The 17,202-nt window shown below is 37.1% G+C and carries 16 protein-coding genes; 14 read left to right on the top strand and 2 right to left on the bottom strand.

The window, feature by feature from the left end; translation table 11 throughout:
* Positions 1–48 precede the first annotated feature (48 nt).
* From AC3WSO_RS24200 to AC3WSO_RS24185, 4 genes are all read left to right on the top strand, one after another.
* Positions 49–933 carry a mechanosensitive ion channel family protein gene (locus tag AC3WSO_RS24200; protein ID WP_492534194.1) on the top strand — a complete coding sequence of 295 codons (885 nt, stop codon included), beginning with the start codon at positions 49–51 and terminating at the stop codon, positions 931–933.
* A 1-nt stretch (position 934) separates the two neighbouring features.
* Complete coding sequence (locus tag AC3WSO_RS24195; RefSeq protein ID WP_492534193.1) at positions 935–1,135, top strand: DUF951 domain-containing protein; 201 nt, start codon at positions 935–937, stop codon at positions 1,133–1,135.
* 152 nt (positions 1,136–1,287) lie between these two features.
* Positions 1,288–2,388, top strand: a complete 1,101-nt coding sequence (ychF, locus tag AC3WSO_RS24190; RefSeq protein ID WP_068985809.1) for a redox-regulated ATPase YchF — start codon at positions 1,288–1,290, stop codon at positions 2,386–2,388.
* Between the two features lie 80 nt (positions 2,389–2,468).
* Positions 2,469–3,509, top strand: a complete 1,041-nt coding sequence (locus AC3WSO_RS24185) for an acyl-CoA dehydrogenase family protein (protein WP_492534191.1) — start codon at positions 2,469–2,471, stop codon at positions 3,507–3,509.
* A 69-nt stretch (positions 3,510–3,578) separates the two neighbouring features.
* Here AC3WSO_RS24185 and AC3WSO_RS24180 read toward each other — a convergent pair whose 3' ends face one another.
* Positions 3,579–4,139: a DUF3267 domain-containing protein gene (locus tag AC3WSO_RS24180; protein ID WP_492534189.1), complete on the bottom strand. Its 561-nt coding sequence runs from the start codon at positions 4,137–4,139 to the stop codon at positions 3,579–3,581.
* A gap of 173 nt (positions 4,140–4,312) precedes the next feature.
* On the opposite strand from AC3WSO_RS24180, the gene rpsF reads away from it, so the two are divergent.
* The 8 genes from rpsF to AC3WSO_RS24140 all read left to right on the top strand — a co-directional run bounded on the left by rpsF (position 4,313) and on the right by AC3WSO_RS24140 (position 12,797).
* A complete protein-coding gene (gene rpsF, locus AC3WSO_RS24175) occupies positions 4,313–4,600 on the top strand; it encodes a 30S ribosomal protein S6 (RefSeq protein WP_068985806.1) in 288 nt (95 codons plus the stop codon).
* A 40-nt stretch (positions 4,601–4,640) separates the two neighbouring features.
* Positions 4,641–5,213, top strand: a complete 573-nt coding sequence (gene ssb / locus AC3WSO_RS24170) for a single-stranded DNA-binding protein (RefSeq protein ID WP_079563368.1) — start codon at positions 4,641–4,643, stop codon at positions 5,211–5,213.
* 38 nt (positions 5,214–5,251) lie between these two features.
* Positions 5,252–5,488, top strand: a complete 237-nt coding sequence (gene rpsR / locus AC3WSO_RS24165) for a 30S ribosomal protein S18 (protein WP_012296211.1) — start codon at positions 5,252–5,254, stop codon at positions 5,486–5,488.
* Positions 5,489–6,382: 894 nt separating this feature from the next.
* Positions 6,383–7,324 (top strand): YybS family protein, encoded by a 942-nt coding sequence (locus AC3WSO_RS24160; RefSeq protein WP_492534187.1) that lies wholly within the window; start codon positions 6,383–6,385, stop codon positions 7,322–7,324.
* 12 nt (positions 7,325–7,336) lie between these two features.
* Positions 7,337–9,310: a DHH family phosphoesterase gene (locus AC3WSO_RS24155; RefSeq protein ID WP_492534186.1), complete on the top strand. Its 1,974-nt coding sequence runs from the start codon at positions 7,337–7,339 to the stop codon at positions 9,308–9,310.
* On the top strand, positions 9,307–9,753 hold the full coding sequence (gene rplI, locus AC3WSO_RS24150; RefSeq protein WP_079563373.1) for a 50S ribosomal protein L9: 447 nt from the start codon (positions 9,307–9,309) through the stop codon (positions 9,751–9,753). Before AC3WSO_RS24155 ends, rplI begins: the two co-directional genes overlap by 4 nt.
* 13 nt (positions 9,754–9,766) lie before the next feature.
* The gene (gene dnaB, locus AC3WSO_RS24145; RefSeq protein WP_349660175.1) at positions 9,767–11,128 is read left to right on the top strand and encodes a replicative DNA helicase; all 1,362 of its coding nucleotides are present in this window, start codon (positions 9,767–9,769) and stop codon (positions 11,126–11,128) included.
* 376 nt (positions 11,129–11,504) lie between these two features.
* A complete protein-coding gene (locus AC3WSO_RS24140; protein ID WP_492534185.1) occupies positions 11,505–12,797 on the top strand; it encodes an adenylosuccinate synthase in 1,293 nt (430 codons plus the stop codon).
* 379 nt (positions 12,798–13,176) lie between these two features.
* Here the strand turns inward: AC3WSO_RS24140 and AC3WSO_RS24135 are convergent, their stop codons facing one another.
* Positions 13,177–13,989 (bottom strand): YitT family protein, encoded by an 813-nt coding sequence (locus tag AC3WSO_RS24135; protein WP_492534184.1) that lies wholly within the window; start codon positions 13,987–13,989, stop codon positions 13,177–13,179.
* 519 nt (positions 13,990–14,508) lie between these two features.
* Between AC3WSO_RS24135 and AC3WSO_RS24130 the strand changes: the two genes are divergently transcribed.
* Positions 14,509–15,969 (top strand): peptidoglycan DD-metalloendopeptidase family protein, encoded by a 1,461-nt coding sequence (locus AC3WSO_RS24130; protein WP_492534182.1) that lies wholly within the window; start codon positions 14,509–14,511, stop codon positions 15,967–15,969.
* 515 nt (positions 15,970–16,484) lie between these two features.
* Complete coding sequence (yycF, locus tag AC3WSO_RS24125) at positions 16,485–17,198, top strand: response regulator YycF (RefSeq protein WP_049662630.1); 714 nt, start codon at positions 16,485–16,487, stop codon at positions 17,196–17,198.
* Positions 17,199–17,202 lie beyond the last annotated feature (4 nt).

The following is a 17,202-nucleotide window of genomic DNA, read 5'->3' as shown; positions in this document are numbered from 1 at the left end:
TATGCAGTATACGCAAATTTTTAGCAAGTTATTCAAGAGGTGGTAATAATGGATTGGTTTAGTGAAAGGGTATTAAGTAACTTATGGGATAAGCTGATGTCAGAGAAGCTTTGGGAAACGATAATGACTGCTTCAATTAAGATAACGGTTATTTTGATCGCATCGTGGTTAGCTGTCCGATTAGGTAAAAAATTTATTAAAAAAGTATTTTTAATGCGTATGCGTTCGCCTTTAGATCATTCAGAACGTCGCCAAACAACAATTTCAAGATTATTACAAAGTGTCATTTCCTATGCTGTTTATTTTTCAGCAATCATTGCTATTCTCTCTATATTAAACATTAAGATAGCTGGGTTATTGGCTGGAGCAGGGATTGTCGGTTTAGCTATCGGTTTTGGTGCGCAGAGCTTAGTAAAGGACGTCATTACTGGATTCTTTATTATTTTTGAAGATCAATTTGGTGTTGGCGATTATATAAAAATCAATGCAGCTGAAGGAACTGTTGTAGAGATAGGCTTACGTACGACAAAGATTAATGGTGCTACAGGAGAGCAATTTATTATTCCGAATGGTTCGATTGGTGATGTTGTCAATTACTCTGTCAACAACTCTAAAATTTATATAGATTTACAAATGACGACGGATGCCAATTTTGAAAGAGCTGAATCTATTATTCAAAAGTATTTAAATACTTTACCTGAAATTCATAAGGAACTTGTAGCAGTACCTGTCTTTTTAGGTGTACAAAATGTTAAGGGTACAGAGGTAACGATTCGTATAGCCGCAGAAACATTACCACAGCAACAATATGGAGTGGCTCGTACTATTCGTCGTGATGTGACAAAACTCTTTGAAGAAAATAATATACCAATGGCTCATCCGAAAATGATGTTCTATGGTGTGAATGGAAATGAAGAGGGGAGAAGTGAGTAATATGGACGCAAAGAAATTTAGTTTAAATGATATTGTTGAAATGAAAAAGCAGCATCCATGTGGCACAAATAAGTGGAAGATTATTCGGATGGGGGCGGATGTGCGCATTAAATGTGAAGGTTGTCAGCATAGCGTCATGATTCCACGCCGCGAATTTGAGAAAAAAATGAAAAAGGTTTTAATTTCCGCTAGTGAAGACTAGTTTGATGTGTATTAGACTTTTTATGAGTGAATCAATATAATAGATAAGGTTATACAGTGATTCATCAGTGGGGCTTCTGTAACCTCACAGTATCCGTTAGTACGGGAAGAAAGAACAAATTTGAACAAATCATAGAAAGGTTGTGTCCATTCATGGCATTAACAGCTGGAATCGTTGGTTTACCTAACGTTGGAAAATCAACATTATTTAACGCAATTACAAAAGCGGGCGCATTGGCTGCAAACTATCCATTCGCAACAATCGATCCGAACGTCGGTATAGTTGAAGTACCAGATGCACGTTTAGATAAATTAACAGAATTAGTAACACCTAAAAAAACAGTACCAACAGCATTTGAGTTCACAGATATTGCTGGGATCGTAAAAGGTGCTTCAAAGGGTGAAGGGTTAGGGAATAAATTCCTTGCTCATATTCGTGAAGTAGATGCAATTTGCCAAGTTGTACGTTGTTTTGTTGATGAAAATATTACACACGTATCAGGTGGAGTAGATCCTATTGACGATATTGAGGTCATTAATTTAGAGCTTGCACTTGCTGATTTAGAATCTGTTGATAAGCGATTACAACGTGTTGGCAAAATGGCAAAGCAAAAAGACAAAGAAGCAATGATTGAAGAACCAATCCTTGTAAAAGTTAAAGAACAATTAGAAAACGGTCGACCAGCACGCGCTGCAGAGCTTTCAGAAGACGAGCTAAAGGTTATTAAAGGACTTCATCTTTTAACAATTAAACCTATGCTTTATGTGGCAAACGTTTCAGAAGATGAAGTTGCAGACGCAGATAATAACGAATATGTGCAAAAGGTACGTGAGTATGCAGCTGCTGAAGGAGCTCAAGTTATCACAATTTGTGCAAAAATCGAAGAAGAAATTTCTGAGCTTGATGATGAAGAAAAAGCAATGTTCTTAGAAGAACTAGGCATTAAAGAATCTGGTTTAGACCAATTAATCCGTACTTCATATGATTTACTAGGGCTAGCAACTTACTTCACTGCTGGGGTACAAGAGGTACGCGCATGGACGTTCCGTAAAGGTATGAAGGCACCACAATGTGCTGGAGTTATTCATACAGACTTTGAACGTGGATTTATTCGTGCAGAAACAGTTGCTTTCGATGATTTAGTAGAAGCTGGTTCTCAACCTGCTGCTAAAGAAGCTGGTAAAGTACGTCTTGAAGGTAAAGAGTATGTTGTTCAAGACGGCGATATTATGTTATTCCGTTTCAATGTGTAAAAAACGAACAGGGGCAATCTTTCAATAGATTGCCTTTTTTGTATATATTTTTATCTGAATTTTCAATCTGGAGGATTAGTATGAACATATTACAAATAAAGGATCGTGGTTTAGAAATTGAGGAGCTAGGTAGATTACCAAAAGATATAGTGGAGTTTATTTATGAGCATCAATTGTTTAAGCTATTCACTGCAAAGGAACTAGGCGGTAAAGATTTAGAGCTACTAGAGGGCATTAAAGTATTCCAGCAGATGTCTGCGCTTGATGGCAACTTTGGATGGCTTGTCACAATAGGGACAGGGGGTAACGCGTTTATTCCAACATTGAACAAAGAGGTTTGTGAAAAAATATTTTCACCAAGAAGTGCAGTCATAGCAGGCAGCGGCTATCCTTCGGGCATAGCGGTAAAAGTAGATGGGGGCTATCGTGTAACAGGTCAATGGAAGTATTGTAGTGGAGCAGATTATGCTACAACTTTTACGATGAATTGCTTTGTTGAGAATGAAGGTATTAGAACAGATAAAATAATTAGTTGCTCAGTAAATTGTGATCAAGTAGAGGTTCTTAATGATTGGCGAGCAATGGGCTTAAAAGCGACAGCTAGTCATACGATTCGTGTGCAAGATGTTTGGGTACCTGAAGAGGAAACATTCCAATTGGGCATAATTAAAAATAAGTATGGAAGTGAGGTACATAGTTTTCCGTTTGGTGCATTTGCAGAAGCTTCATTTGTAGGTGTTTGTCTTGGAATAACAGAAAGTTTCTTAGAAGAGGCGTCTGTTTTAGTAAAGCAAAGGAAGCATGATCCAAGCCGTGCAGAACGTATGGGTGCAATACAATTTTTATTGATGCAGCAACAGAAAAACTTTAATCAGCTTGAAGAGCGATATTATTTAATGTTGAATGAATACTGGCAAAAACATAAAGAAGGTCATGAGTTGACTGAAGAAGAACTACAACGATTTTCACGAATAAGTAAAGATACTGCAGCGGCTTGTGTAGACATTGCCAATAGCTTAATACGTAGGCTTGGCATGGATGCAATTAAGGAGACATCTTCAATTAATCGTATTTGGAGAAATTTATATACAGCTGCTCAGCATAGTTTTTTAACGCCATAAATTTATGTGAAAAATTAGAATCTGCTTGGAGACAAGCAGATTCTATATGTAACGTGACGCTCAGTAAAGTTATTTCTTTTCCTCGGGCATATATACATAAAGCTTAGGTAGATGAGGATCATCCTGTATTAACGCGTTCTTTGGGTATTTGCGCAATTCTTTATACATGGAAAAATCACCTACTGCTCCAGCGATTAAAAAGGCTCCCACTAACACTAAAACAGTACTATTAAAATAGAAACCAGCAATTGTTGGGAGAACGCCAGTTGTCCAGAATGGGAGTAATAAAGCTTTTTTCATTGCATAATTCGGTAACGGTTGTTCAGTTGTTGCGTACGCTATGCCAAGCTCTAAATTCAGGCCATATTTTAACGATTTAAAGGGTACGCCTCCAAAGAGCATAAAGCCGATTAAATGAAAGGCTTCATGTAAGACAATGAAAATAATATATAGAATAACAAAAAGGATAGATCCAAGTATCATATTCCAAAATGAAAAATCCAAATTTTTAAAGCAAATATATTGAATAGCTACAAATAATATGACAAGGCCACTTGTGACAACTATATTGTCCATCATTAGTTTTTTTATATCCAACTCTATTACGATTGGTTCTTTATCTGGTTGCATGAAGATCCTCCGTTCATTCATGAATTAAGTTCATTATATAGAAAGAATTGTTTAGTTGCGACTTGAAAGACATGTATCTATATGTTACAATTCATTGATGTGAGTAATAATTATTACTTGCTCCTTGCTCCCTGTATACAGGAGAGCCTAAGTCCATAAGGAGGTGTAAACAGATGAGAAAATACGAATTAATGTACATCGTACGTCCGAACATTGAAGACGAAGCGAAGAAAGCTTTAGTTGAACGTTTCAACGAAATCTTAACTTCTAACGGTGCAGAAGTCATCGAATCAAAAGAGTGGGGCAAACGCCGCTTAGCTTATGAAATTCAAGACTTCCGCGAAGGTTTCTACCAAATCGTTAAAGTAAACGCTACTTCAGATGCAATTAACGAATACACACGTCTTGCTAACATTAGCGAAGATATCATTCGTCACATTGCGGTTCGCCAAGAAGCATAATCATTTAACAAAATGCTGAAAAAAGGAGGTTGCATTTCTGATGATAAACCGTGTCGTATTAGTTGGAAGACTAACAAAAGATCCTGAGCTACGCTATACGCCTAATGGTGTTGCGTCTACAAGATTTACAGTTGCTGTAAATCGAACATTCTCAAACCAACAAGGTGACCGCGAAGCTGATTTCATTAGCTGTGTTGCTTGGCGCAAACAGGCCGAAAACCTAGCGAACTTCATGCGAAAAGGAAGTTTAATTGGAGTGGAAGGTCGCATTCAAACAGGCAGTTATGAAGGACAAGATGGTAAGCGAGTATACACAACTGATGTAGTGGCCGATAGCGTACAGTTTTTAGAACCTCGTAATGGTGGCGGTGCTCCTGCATCTCCTCAATATGGTGGTGGACAGACTTACGGTAATAACCAACCGTCATATGGCGGTGGTCAACCACAACAACAGTTTGGTGGTGCTATGCCAGGACAGGGTTCATTTGGAGGCGATGCTTATCAGCAAAATCAACCACCTGTGAATCAGCCGAATTATACACGTGTAGATGAGGATCCATTTGCTAATAGCAAAGGACCGATAGAAGTATCTGAGGACGACTTACCGTTCTAATACTTCTAAAATAAAAAATGATAAGGAGGAGACATACTATGGCACCACGTCGCGGAGGCCGCAAACGCCGTAAAGTTTGCTACTTCACTGCTAATAACATTACGCATATCGACTATAAAGATGTGGATTTACTTAAAAAATTCATCTCTGAGCGCGGTAAAATCTTACCACGTCGCGTAACTGGCACTAGCGCTAAGTACCAACGTAAATTAACTTCAGCTATCAAAGTTTCTCGTATTATGGGATTACTTCCATTCGTAGCAGAAGACAAATAAGATATAAATAAAGGCACAACAAGGTTTAACCGCTTTGATTGTGCTTTTTTTATTTGTGAAAATGGAGTTGCTAACCTTGTAACCTCTGATATGGAAATTTTATAAGGTGTAACTTGTGAATAATCACATAAGGTAGGGCAATCGAGAGTGAATATCCTGATTTTGGTTTTATTGTCTATTTTAATGAAAGATGAGGATTGTTAAAACGCATGTCATGTTGATTGGAGTGGAGACCGGGCGACTCATTGGGGATCAGCAATAGAGGAACGAAGGCTAAAAGCATCACATCCTGTGATAACGTCTTCGTGACCAACATCGTGTTGGCCCGAGACCCTGCAGCGAAGCGGGTGTTTTTTGTACGAAAGCGAAGTGTCAGCGGCAAATGTTTTAACTGTGCGAAAGCGGCAAAGAGCCTGGTCGGAACGGAAATTAACTCCCACGCTATGGTAGCTTGGTTTATCTCAGTAATTGCTCTATATATTACCGTTTGCTATTATGATAAGAATTTATTACACTCTTAATAGACATGAATAAAGAAAAGATGGAACGTTAGAGATTGAGAAACAATCGACTAAGGACATTTTTAAAACAAAACGGCTTATAATCACTTCGATTAAAAGCCTTTTTTCATGTATTAGTAACTGTTGTAAGTTGCTTTTTTTATTGCTAAAAAAATTTAAAAATAATATATATAGAAGAACATAATCAATGAATGAATTTGTTATGCTTTTTCGGTAAAAAATCTCCTATATAGCTATGTGTTTTATGCTTTAGTCATTGGTTCTACAAAATTAATGACAAAGCATAAGTTGTTCTTAGCGTTTTTTGTTCAATAACCTGAAAAAATGGTACAATAAAGGTCAGTAAGTTTGACTAAAAAAAGGAAGGTTTTCAATGCCGAATAATCAAACAAAGGCGCTTGTACAAGGCTCAATGATGGTCGCAATCTTTACGATTCTAATGCTTATTTCTGCATATGTACCATTCATTTTTATAGTAGGTCTACTATTTGCCCCACTACCGATTGCTTGGTATAGCGCAAATTACAAGCGTTCATCATCAATACTCGTAGCAGTAGTAGGATGTATCTTAACCACTTTAACGAGTGGCATAATTATGCTACCATTTGCCTTAATTTTGGCGTTACTTGGTATCGTTATAGGAAGTGCAATTAATCAAAAGAAGAGCAAACTTTACCTATTCATGTCGTCTGGGGTGGCTGTTCTTCTGTCAATGGCAATTGTCTATGTAGCCTATGTTCAAATTGCTAGTATCAATATTATTAACATGAGCATAGATCTTTTACGCGAAAATTATGAGCAATCAAATGAACTTGCAAAAACGGTCACAGGTCAAGTAGTGTTTCAGCAAGAACAAATTGAGGCTATGTTAAAAACAATGGAGCTGACAATACCTGCAACAGTAACAATCACTGCATTCATGACAGCATTTATTATCATAACGTTAAATTTACCTGTATTAAAACGTCTTGGCTTAGACGTACCAAAATTTGCACCATTCCAAAATATGCGTTTACCACGATCTATTTTATGGTATTACATGATTGTTTTATGCATTAATTTATTTGTGCGTCCGGAGTTTGGATCTACATTAGATATTATTGTGTTAAATGTTTCTTCTATCTTATGGATGTTATTAATCCTGCAGGGGATTTCCTTTTTACATTACTTTATTTCTAAAAAGAAAATGCCTAATGCTGTTAAGTGGGTAGCAACTTTGTTAGCCTTACCACTATCATCCGTTATGATATTGCTAGGCATCGTAGATTTAGGTTTCGACTTACGTTCACTTGTGAAGGGGAAAACCAAAGGATAAGGGGCTGATGTAATGGGGACTTTTAGAAAACGACCAATCCGCTATCCGCTTTTTGTTCTTTCCATTTTTGGCATTGTGACGTTCGTGCTTCTATGTATTTGGAATATCGGGATAGGTATCGGTTATGGAGTAGGTTTTGTTCTATTAATGGCCTATACGTGGAAGGTAGAAAAGATTACCTTTGAAGAAACAGAAAAGCATATTGAATCTATCTCTTTCCGCATGAAAAAAGTTGGGGAAGAGGTATTGCTTGAAATGCCAATTGGGATATTACTTGTCAATGATCAATATGAAATAGAATGGTCGAATCCATATATGCAAGGTGTTTTAAATATGGAGAGTTTAGTAGGTGAAGGAATCGTTAATATATCTGACGACATTTACGTGCTAATGAAGACCGAGGAGACAAACGAAGATACGATTACGCTTCGTGATCGTAAGTACCGAGTTTATTATAAAAAAGAAGAGAATTTATTATATTTCTTTGATATCACTGAGCAGATAGCTATTGAAAAGCAATACTATGCTGATAGTACAGTTATTGCGATTTTATTTGTTGATAACTATGATGAAATTACTCAAGCAATGGACGACCAGCCACGTAGTTTAACGAATACGCTGGTGACATCAATTGTTAATGATTGGGCAGCTGAGCAAGGGATATTTGTGAAACGAATATCATCCGATCGTTTTTTAGCTGTATTAAACGAATCCATTTTAATGGAGCTTGAAAAGAAAAAATTTGCTATTTTAGATACAATTCGAGAAAAAACGGCGCAAAAAAATATGTCATTAACATTAAGTATTGGCGTAGGCGCGGGGTCATCTTCATTAGTAGAACTTGGTGAACTAGCCCAATCCAGTTTAGACCTTGTTTTAGGTCGTGGTGGTGATCAGGTTGCCATCAAGCAACCTACAGGAAAGCTGAAGTTCTATGGCGGGAAAACTAACCCGGTTGAGAAACGTACACGCGTTAGAGCTCGTGTTATTTCCCATGCACTACGCGATTTAATTCAGGATAGTGACCAAGTGTTTGTTATGGGACATAAAAATCCGGATATGGACTCTATTGGCGCCTCTGTTGGTGTACGTAAAATGGCACAAATGAACGATGTGAAGGGCTACGTTATCATAAATTTTGAAGAATTAAACGGAAGTGTAACCCGTTTAATGAATGAAATTGAGAGTAAATCGGATTTCTATGAACATTTCCTAACACCAGAGGAAGCTGCGACAAAAATGACAGAAAAATCACTGCTCATTATTGTCGATACACATAAACCGAATTTAGTCATCGATTCACACCTATTGAAGTTGGCTGAAAAAGTTGTGGTCATTGATCACCATCGTCGAAGTGAGGATTTTATAGAAAATCCAACGCTTGTTTATATGGAGCCATATGCATCGTCAACAGCTGAGCTTGTGACAGAATTACTCGAGTATCAACCTAAACGTGCGAAGATTAATATGCTAGAAGCTACTGCATTGCTAGCGGGAATTATTGTCGATACGAAGAGTTTTACACTGCGTACAGGAGCCCGTACGTTTGAAGCGGCTTCTTATTTAAGGACAAATGGTGCCGATACAGTGCTAGTACAACGATTATTAAAAGAAGATGTAGATACGTATATTGAACGTTCTAAAATAGTGCAGACTGTTAAGTTCGTGAAACCGGGTATTGCTATTGCTGTAGGTGAAGAAGCGAAAGTGTATGACTCTGTACTAATTGCGCAAACAGCAGATATATTACTTACGATGAAGGATGTCGGTGCTTCCTTTGTCATTGCACATCGGTCAGATGGCAAAATCGGCATAAGTGCCAGATCACTTGGCGAAGTAAACGTGCAGCTTGTTATGGAGAAGCTAGGCGGCGGCGGGCATTTAACTAATGCAGCTTGCCAAGTCGAATCAAATTCCATTGCTGGAGTAAAAAAATATTTAGAAGAGGCCATAAATGAGGTACTCGAAGGGAGTTCTGAATCATGAAAGTAGTATTTTTAAAAGATGTTAAAGGAAAAGGGAAAAAAGGCGAAATAAAAAATGTAGCAGATGGCTATGCACAAAACTTTTTAATTAAAAATGGTTATGCTGCTGAAGCAAATGCACAAGCATTAAGTCAATTAGAAGGTCAAAAGAATTTAGAAGCTAAAAATGCTGCTGCCGAATTAGCTGAAGCAAAAGCATTAAAAGAAAAATTAGAAGCTTTAACGGTTGAACTAAAAGCAAAATCAGGTGAAGGTGGTCGTCTATTTGGTTCAGTATCTTCAAAGCAAGTTGCCGATGCACTTCAAAAAAAGCATGGCATAAAAATTGATAAACGTAAAATGACTTTAAGTGATGGAATTCGTGCGCTAGGCTTTACAAATGTACCTGTAAAACTACACCATGAAGTATCTGCTACATTAAAAGTTCATGTAACGGAAGAATAAGGAGCGACAATCCATGAGCGAACCGATGATGGATCGCGTTCCACCGCATAACCGGGAAGCTGAGCAATCGGTTATCGGTGCGATTTTCCTCGATCCTCAATCGTTAATCACTGCATCTGAAATTTTACTAGCAGATGATTTTTATCATAATGCACATAAGCAAATTTTCGAAACGATGCTACGTTTAAGTGATCAAGGAAAAGCGATAGATGTTGTCACAGTTACTGAAGAATTATCAGCTAAAAAAGAAATTGAGGATGTTGGCGGGCTATCGTATTTACTAGAGCTCGCCAATGCTGTCCCTACGGCTGCTAACGTCGCACACTATGCGAAAATTGTCGAAGAAAAGGCACTATTACGTCGTTTAATTCGTGTAGCTACTAAAATAGTAGAAGATGGCTATACTCGTGAAGATGAGGTAGAGGCATTACTTGGTGAAGCAGAGAAGAAAATGATGGAGGTAGCCAATCGTAAAAATGCGGGTGATTTTAAGCATGTTAAAGACGTATTGGTGGAAACCTTTGATAACATCGAGAAGCTTCAATCACAAAAAGGTGATGTTACAGGTATTCCGACAGGATTCCGTGACTTAGACAATATAACAGCTGGCTTCCAACGTAACGATTTAATTATTGTTGCGGCACGTCCATCTGTAGGGAAAACAGCCTTTGCATTGAATGTCGCACAAAGCGTTGCCGTTCAAGCGCGGGAAAATGTTGCGATCTTCTCCTTAGAGATGGGTGCTGAGCAGCTAGTTATGCGTATGCTTTGTGCAGAGGGAAATATAGATGCACAAGTTTTACGTACAGGTGCTTTAACAACGGAAGATTGGGGTAAACTAACTATGGCAATGGGGAGTTTATCGAATTCAGGAATTTTTATTGACGATACACCGGGTGTACGTATCAATGAAATTCGCGCAAAATGTCGACGTTTAGCACAAGAACATGGCCTCGGTATGATTTTAATTGACTATTTACAACTTATTCAAGGTAGTGGTAAACCAGGGGAGAACCGTCAGCAAGAGGTATCTGAGATTTCACGATCTTTAAAAGGTTTAGCGCGTGAATTAAAGGTTCCAGTCATTGCATTATCACAGCTATCTCGTGGCGTTGAACAACGTCAAGATAAGCGACCAATGATGAGTGACTTACGTGAATCGGGAAGTATTGAGCAAGATGCTGATATTGTTGCCTTCTTATATCGTGATGATTATTACGATAAGGAGTCCGAGAGTAAAAATATGATTGAGATTATTATTGCTAAACAGCGTAACGGTCCAACAGGTACAGTTACACTTGCCTTTAAAAAAGAATTCAATAAATTCATTAATGTGGATTGGTCGCAAATGCCGCCACCACCTCCACGTGACTAAATACGTATTTGGCTCATCATCAGTAGTTGAAGATGACATTTGTTAAAACATATGCCATGTATATAAGTTGTTCTGCGTTACGACTGAACGACTCCAGGAAAGCGCCCAGTCGGAACGGAAATCAACCATACTATGTTGGCCAAATGCTGATTGAAAAAGAGAAACATAACGTTTGCGACTATGCCAAAACGGAATTAATCTGAATGTTAGATAATATTCATACCATTCTGTTATTAAACACGAACGTTGAATCATATTTTTTGATTTTACGTTCGTGTTTTTAAGTATTTTTGTTGACTAGGCGTTTCTATCATTGTTACAATAATTAACGGCTTAAAAATTGAGATACAAATTGTATCTAACGGAGGTGCTGACTATGACATCAGTTGTAGTTGTAGGAACACAGTGGGGAGACGAAGGAAAAGGTAAAATTACAGATTTCCTTTCACGAAAAGCCGATGCAATCGCTCGTTTTGCAGGTGGTGATAATGCAGGACATACAATTAAATTTGATGGTGAAACGTATAAGTTACACTTAATCCCATCAGGTATTTTCTATAAAGAAAAAGCTTCAGTAATCGGAAATGGTTTGGTTGTAAATCCAAAGTCATTAGTGACTGAGCTTAGAGGCTTACAAGAGCGTGGCATTAATACAGATAACTTACGAATTTCTAACCGTGCGCATGTTATTTTGCCATATCATATAAAGCAAGATATCGCTGATGAAGAAAGCCGTGGCGATAATAAAATTGGTACAACTTGTAAAGGTATTGGGCCATGTTATCAAGATAAAGTAGCACGTATCGGTATCCGTATGGCTGATTTACTAGACAAGGATGTATTTGAAGAAAAACTACGTCAAAATTTAGTAATTAAGAATAAGTTGTTTGAGAAATTTTACGAGGTTGAAGGTGTAACATTCGAAGAAATTTTCGAGGAATATTACAGCTATGGACAAGAAATCGCAAAATATGTAACAGACACGTCTAAAATCTTAAATGATGTACTAGATGAAGGCGGCAAAGTGTTATTTGAAGGAGCACAAGGAATTTTACTTGATGTCGATCAAGGTACGTATCCATTTGTAACATCTTCAAATCCTGTTGCCGGCGGAGTAGCGATTGGTGCTGGTGTTGGCCCATCACGAGTTACAAGTGTTATTGGTGTATCTAAAGCCTATACATCTCGTGTTGGTGATGGACCGTTCCCTACTGAATTATTTGATGAAGTAGGTCAACAAATTCGTGAAGTTGGCCGTGAATACGGTACAACAACTGGCCGTCCACGTCGTGTAGGCTGGTTTGATACAGTAGTTGTGCGCCATTCACGCCGAGTAAGTGGTATTACACATCTTGCGCTTAATTCAATTGATGTTTTATCTGGCTTAGAAACAGTGAAAATTTGTACTGCGTATAAATATAAAGATGAAACAATTACTGAGTATCCAGCAAACCTTCATATTATTGAACAATGTGAACCAATTTATGAAGAGCTTCCAGGCTGGTCAGAAGATGTTACAGGCTGCAAAACATTAGAAGAGCTACCTGAGAATGCACGACGCTATGTAGAACGCGTAAGTGAATTAACTGGTATTGAAATCGCTACTTTCTCTGTTGGTCCTGCACGTGAACAAACGAACGTATTAGTGGACGTTTGGGAAGCAAAATAAGTATAAATCAAAAAAGGACGTACCATATGCGGTACGTCCTTTTTTTACCTCTTTCCTTACTTTGAATTTTGGGGCGAGACGCAATTATTGTCCATTATATTTTATGATTCAAAATTAAATAAGACTCTTCGGCAAAACAGCCACATCACTTAGCGTATATTTTCTGGCATATTACTCTAATTTTATAGTGATAATATGTGAAAGCGAAGCAGTAGCAATAGAATCTTTTTGCAAAGTGTAGCTACACAAAATGTAAAATAGCGTCACTGTAATAAGCCTATTCAATTTAATTATGGTAAGTAGCCATAATGTTCACTTTCATAGATGTTTTTCAACAACATTAAAAGGGCGTACTATATACGGTACGCCCTTTTTGTCATTAGTGAATATCTCTTTTTTTGAAGCGACCCCCTCTAACCTCTGCAATATTACCAATTGCTAGGAATGCATGATCATCAATTTCAGCAACAATTGATTTAAGTTTCGATTCTTCTAACCTAGTAATAACGGTAAAAATAACTTTTTTATCGTTTCCCGTATAAGCCCCTTCACCATGAAGGAAAGTTACACCTCGACCAAGTCGGTCCATAATGGTCTGTCCGATTTCATCAATTTCGTCACTAATGATATAAACAGATTTTGATTCCTCCATCCCTTGAATGACGATGTCAATCATTTTATAGGCAATATAATATGCTAGGATAGAGTACATAGCTTGTTCCCATGTGAACACAAATCCTGCTACCGTAAAGATGAGTACATTGCAGAACATAATAATTTCACCAACGGAAAACGGCGTTTTACTATTAAATAAAATAGCTAAAATTTCTGTTCCATCTAACGAACCACCATAACGAATGACGATTCCGACACCAATACCTAAAATCATGCCTCCAAAAACTGTGGCCAATAGTGTGTCTTGAGTAAATGGTTTTATATTATGTAAGAAAAGTGTTGATAGTGAGAGTACTGTAATTCCGAGTCCTGATGAAAGTGCAAAAGTTTTACCAATTTGTTTATAGCCTAAAAAGATAAAAGGTAAGTTTAATATGAAGATGAAAATACCAAGAGGTAAATTTAATAAATACGAAGTGATAATGGATACGCCTACGATGCCACCATCCATAATGTTGTTTGGTACTAAAAATAGCTCCAGTCCCAGTGCCATAATGACTGCACCTAATGACACCATAATGGTCCTCATTATAAGTTTACGAACAGTATTTTTGCTTTGGGGCTTTCTTAATTTAGTGGTTATTCCAGAGGTTTGTGAATCATTCAAATTAATCGCTCCTATCAACTAGTATATGTCTTTTCTATTTTATCGGAATATTAAAAAACTAAAAAGTGCTAAGTCTTAAATCATACTAAAAATAAATATAATACTACATTTTTCTCAAACGCTACAAATTTACTGAAAGAATGCATTAAATGTCTTTTGTACACCGAAAGCAAAACGTATTGAGTGAATCTACATCAAATCTCCTTTGAAAAAGACACGACTGGAGAGAACATCCGCATTTAAAATTATTTTTATTAATTGCAACAAAAATAGTAATTTTGTAACAAGTAGTAGAGTAATAATACATTTACATTACAAAAGGATGAAAACAATCTAACCGTATTTTCTTTATGGTACAGTATATTGGTGCAAAAAATCCTTGTGGGTAATTAAACCTGCTAAAGGTTAAAGTTGGAAGGGGCTTTATTGATGAGTTCGTCTTGGTCGAGAAAAGGAAAAAACAGTACATTTACTTACAATTTTTCTTCAATTAAAAAGATATCCATTATTACAGTGTTAATGACAAGTTTAACGTTTGATGTAGGTTTTGCAAAAGAAAATCATAATGAAGATTTGAATAAAATGTATCACGTTTACGTGGGAAATAAATATATAGGTGCGGTCTCAAATGAGAAAGCTATTGAAGAAATTATAGCGTCAAAGGAAAAAGGGGCAAGTCAACAATACAAAGAGTTATCGATCGATGCTAGTTCTTCTGTCAAAATAATCCCAGAGAAAGTATTTAGTAATCAAACTAAAGATGTGGAAATTTTGGAGAAATTGGAGCAATCTTTAGTAGTTCAGGCTCCATCATTTACATTATCTGTAGATGATGAGCCTGTAGTTTCTTTAAAAGATGCAAAAGACTATGAAGATACTATTCGTATGCTAAAACTACAATATGTTTCACAGCAAGAGCTAAATAGTTTATATGTTAACCAACAATCAACGAATATTCCACCATTACAGACTGGTGAAGCGCGCCTTGTAGATGTTTCTTTTAAACAGGAAGTTTCAGGTGCATTACAAAAAGTAGCACCCAATGCTATTGTAACGCCTACGGAAGCCGTGAAATATTTAATGACAGGCTCTCTTGAACAAGAAACATATAAAGTTCAATCAGGTGATGTTTTAGGATCGGTTGCCCAAAAACATGGATTAACAACAACTGAGCTAGTAGCTTTAAATCCTGGTATCACTGTTGATACAGTTTTACAGATTGGACAAGCATTGAACGTAACAGTCGCTAAACCATTTGTAACACTTGAAGTAAAACAGGAGAAGAAAGTTACTGATACTATTCCGTTTAAGAAAATAGTTAAAGAAGATCCGACGATGTATAAAGGTGAGAAAGTGATAAAACAACAAGGTGTTAATGGAAGTAAAGAAACATCTTATTTATTAACGTCTGAAAATGGAACTCGTATATCCAAAGTCGCTTTAAAAGAAGATATTATACAACAACCAGTTGATGAAATTGAAGTAGTTGGTACGAAAGTGATTTCTTCACGTGGTACGGGTGATTTTACTTGGCCAACAGTGGGTGGTTATATTTCAAGTGGGATGGGCCAACGTTGGGGAGAACTCCATCGTGGTATTGATATTGCTCGTCCTAATAATTATAATATTTTAGCTTCAGATAATGGTGTTGTTGTTTCTGCTGGTGTCTCAGGTAGCTACGGTAATCGTATCGTAATTGATCATCATAATGGCTATACAACGCTTTACGGACACCTTTCTTCAATTGAAGTAAAAGTAGGGCAAGTGGTAGAAAAAGGATCTGTTATAGGTATTATGGGCTCTACTGGAAATTCAACAGGTACACATCTACACTTTGAAGTTGAAAAAAATGGTTCGCTAGAAAATCCATTAACATATGTAGGGCGTTAATCAGTTCGAATAGAAGACAGTCCAAAATAGGGCTGTCTTTTTGTATACGTTGTATTTAAATCTATATTATTTCCCGAGAAATATTTGTCGAAAAATAGTTAGATACAATATCGTATAATGTCTTAGGATTTAGAATAATGCATAGAAGCAAAAAGCATGGTAGAGTTAAGAGTAGTTACTTTAACTTCTTTCAGTAAAATCCCCCATCTTTATAGGTGGTGAGTTGAATACGGAGTGAAGTTATTTTTCAACGGGTGTTCGCTGAAATAAAGGAACTTAGGCTAAAAACTTCACATCCTATGAAAACGCCAAGGAGTGCTTATAGGATATTCGCCTAAAATCATCGCATCCATGCGATAACGGCTAACTGACCTGTATCGTGTCGGCCCTCATGTTGTTGCTGTCACTTTGCTTTCGCACAAAAGACATTTGCAGGACTAACTACAAAGCCAAATCATAATAGATAAAATACACATTGTTTAAGAATAGATAAAGAGCGAAAGGGAGAGAAATATATGGACAAAACCATTTTAGTTGTTGACGATGAAAAACCAATCGCAGATATTTTACAGTTTAATTTAATAAAAGAAGGATACAAAGTTATTTGCGCTTATGATGGAGATGAAGCCCTAGAGAAGGTTGAGGAAGAGCAACCAGATTTAATGCTTTTAGATATAATGTTACCTAAGCGTGATGGAATGGAAGTTTGTAGAGAAGTACGAAAAAAATATGATTTTCCGATCATCATGCTAACGGCAAAAGGCTCTGAGATCGATAAAGTATTAGGGTTAGAAATGGGCGCAGATGATTATGTGACGAAGCCATTTAGTACACGAGAGCTGATTGCGCGTGTAAAGGCAAACATGCGTCGTTTACAGGTAGTAGCCCCTACTGCTGAAGAGGTCGAGGAAGAATCCAATGAAATTGTAGTAGGCTCTCTTGTTATTCAGCCTGACGCTTACTTAGTATTGAAACGTGATGAAGCAATCGAACTAACACATAGGGAGTTTGAGTTATTACATTATTTAGGAAAGCATATCGGTCAAGTAATGACGCGTGAACATTTACTGCAAACTGTGTGGGGTTATGACTATTTCGGCGATGTACGAACAGTTGATGTAACAATTCGTCGTCTACGAGAAAAAATAGAAGACAATCCTAGTCATCCTGCTTGGATCGTTACACGCCGTGGTGTAGGTTATTATTTACGAAATCCTGAACAGGAGTAAAAAG

It is taken from the genome of Lysinibacillus sp. EB106-09-02-XG168 (assembly GCF_058791475.1).
The sequence above is the reverse complement of the archived record's forward strand: the minus strand, read 5'-3'. Positions and strand labels throughout refer to the sequence as shown.

Bases quoted from the DNA above. Each gene is read 5' to 3' on its own strand.
- AC3WSO_RS24200 (WP_492534194.1), top strand. From the start codon at position 49: ATGGATTGGTTTAGTGAAAGGGTATTAAGTAACTTATGGGATAAGCTG.
- AC3WSO_RS24195 (WP_492534193.1), top strand. From the start codon at position 935: ATGGACGCAAAGAAATTTAGTTTAAATGATATTGTTGAAATGAAAAAG.
- ychF (WP_068985809.1), top strand. From the start codon at position 1,288: ATGGCATTAACAGCTGGAATCGTTGGTTTACCTAACGTTGGAAAATCA.
- AC3WSO_RS24185 (WP_492534191.1), top strand. From the start codon at position 2,469: ATGAACATATTACAAATAAAGGATCGTGGTTTAGAAATTGAGGAGCTA.
- AC3WSO_RS24180 (WP_492534189.1), bottom strand. From the start codon at position 4,139: ATGCAACCAGATAAAGAACCAATCGTAATAGAGTTGGATATAAAAAAA.
- rpsF (WP_068985806.1), top strand. From the start codon at position 4,313: ATGAGAAAATACGAATTAATGTACATCGTACGTCCGAACATTGAAGAC.
- ssb (WP_079563368.1), top strand. From the start codon at position 4,641: ATGATAAACCGTGTCGTATTAGTTGGAAGACTAACAAAAGATCCTGAG.
- rpsR (WP_012296211.1), top strand. From the start codon at position 5,252: ATGGCACCACGTCGCGGAGGCCGCAAACGCCGTAAAGTTTGCTACTTC.
- AC3WSO_RS24160 (WP_492534187.1), top strand. From the start codon at position 6,383: ATGCCGAATAATCAAACAAAGGCGCTTGTACAAGGCTCAATGATGGTC.
- AC3WSO_RS24155 (WP_492534186.1), top strand. From the start codon at position 7,337: ATGGGGACTTTTAGAAAACGACCAATCCGCTATCCGCTTTTTGTTCTT.
- rplI (WP_079563373.1), top strand. From the start codon at position 9,307: ATGAAAGTAGTATTTTTAAAAGATGTTAAAGGAAAAGGGAAAAAAGGC.
- dnaB (WP_349660175.1), top strand. From the start codon at position 9,767: ATGAGCGAACCGATGATGGATCGCGTTCCACCGCATAACCGGGAAGCT.
- AC3WSO_RS24140 (WP_492534185.1), top strand. From the start codon at position 11,505: ATGACATCAGTTGTAGTTGTAGGAACACAGTGGGGAGACGAAGGAAAA.
- AC3WSO_RS24135 (WP_492534184.1), bottom strand. From the start codon at position 13,989: ATGGTGTCATTAGGTGCAGTCATTATGGCACTGGGACTGGAGCTATTT.
- AC3WSO_RS24130 (WP_492534182.1), top strand. From the start codon at position 14,509: ATGAGTTCGTCTTGGTCGAGAAAAGGAAAAAACAGTACATTTACTTAC.
- yycF (WP_049662630.1), top strand. From the start codon at position 16,485: ATGGACAAAACCATTTTAGTTGTTGACGATGAAAAACCAATCGCAGAT.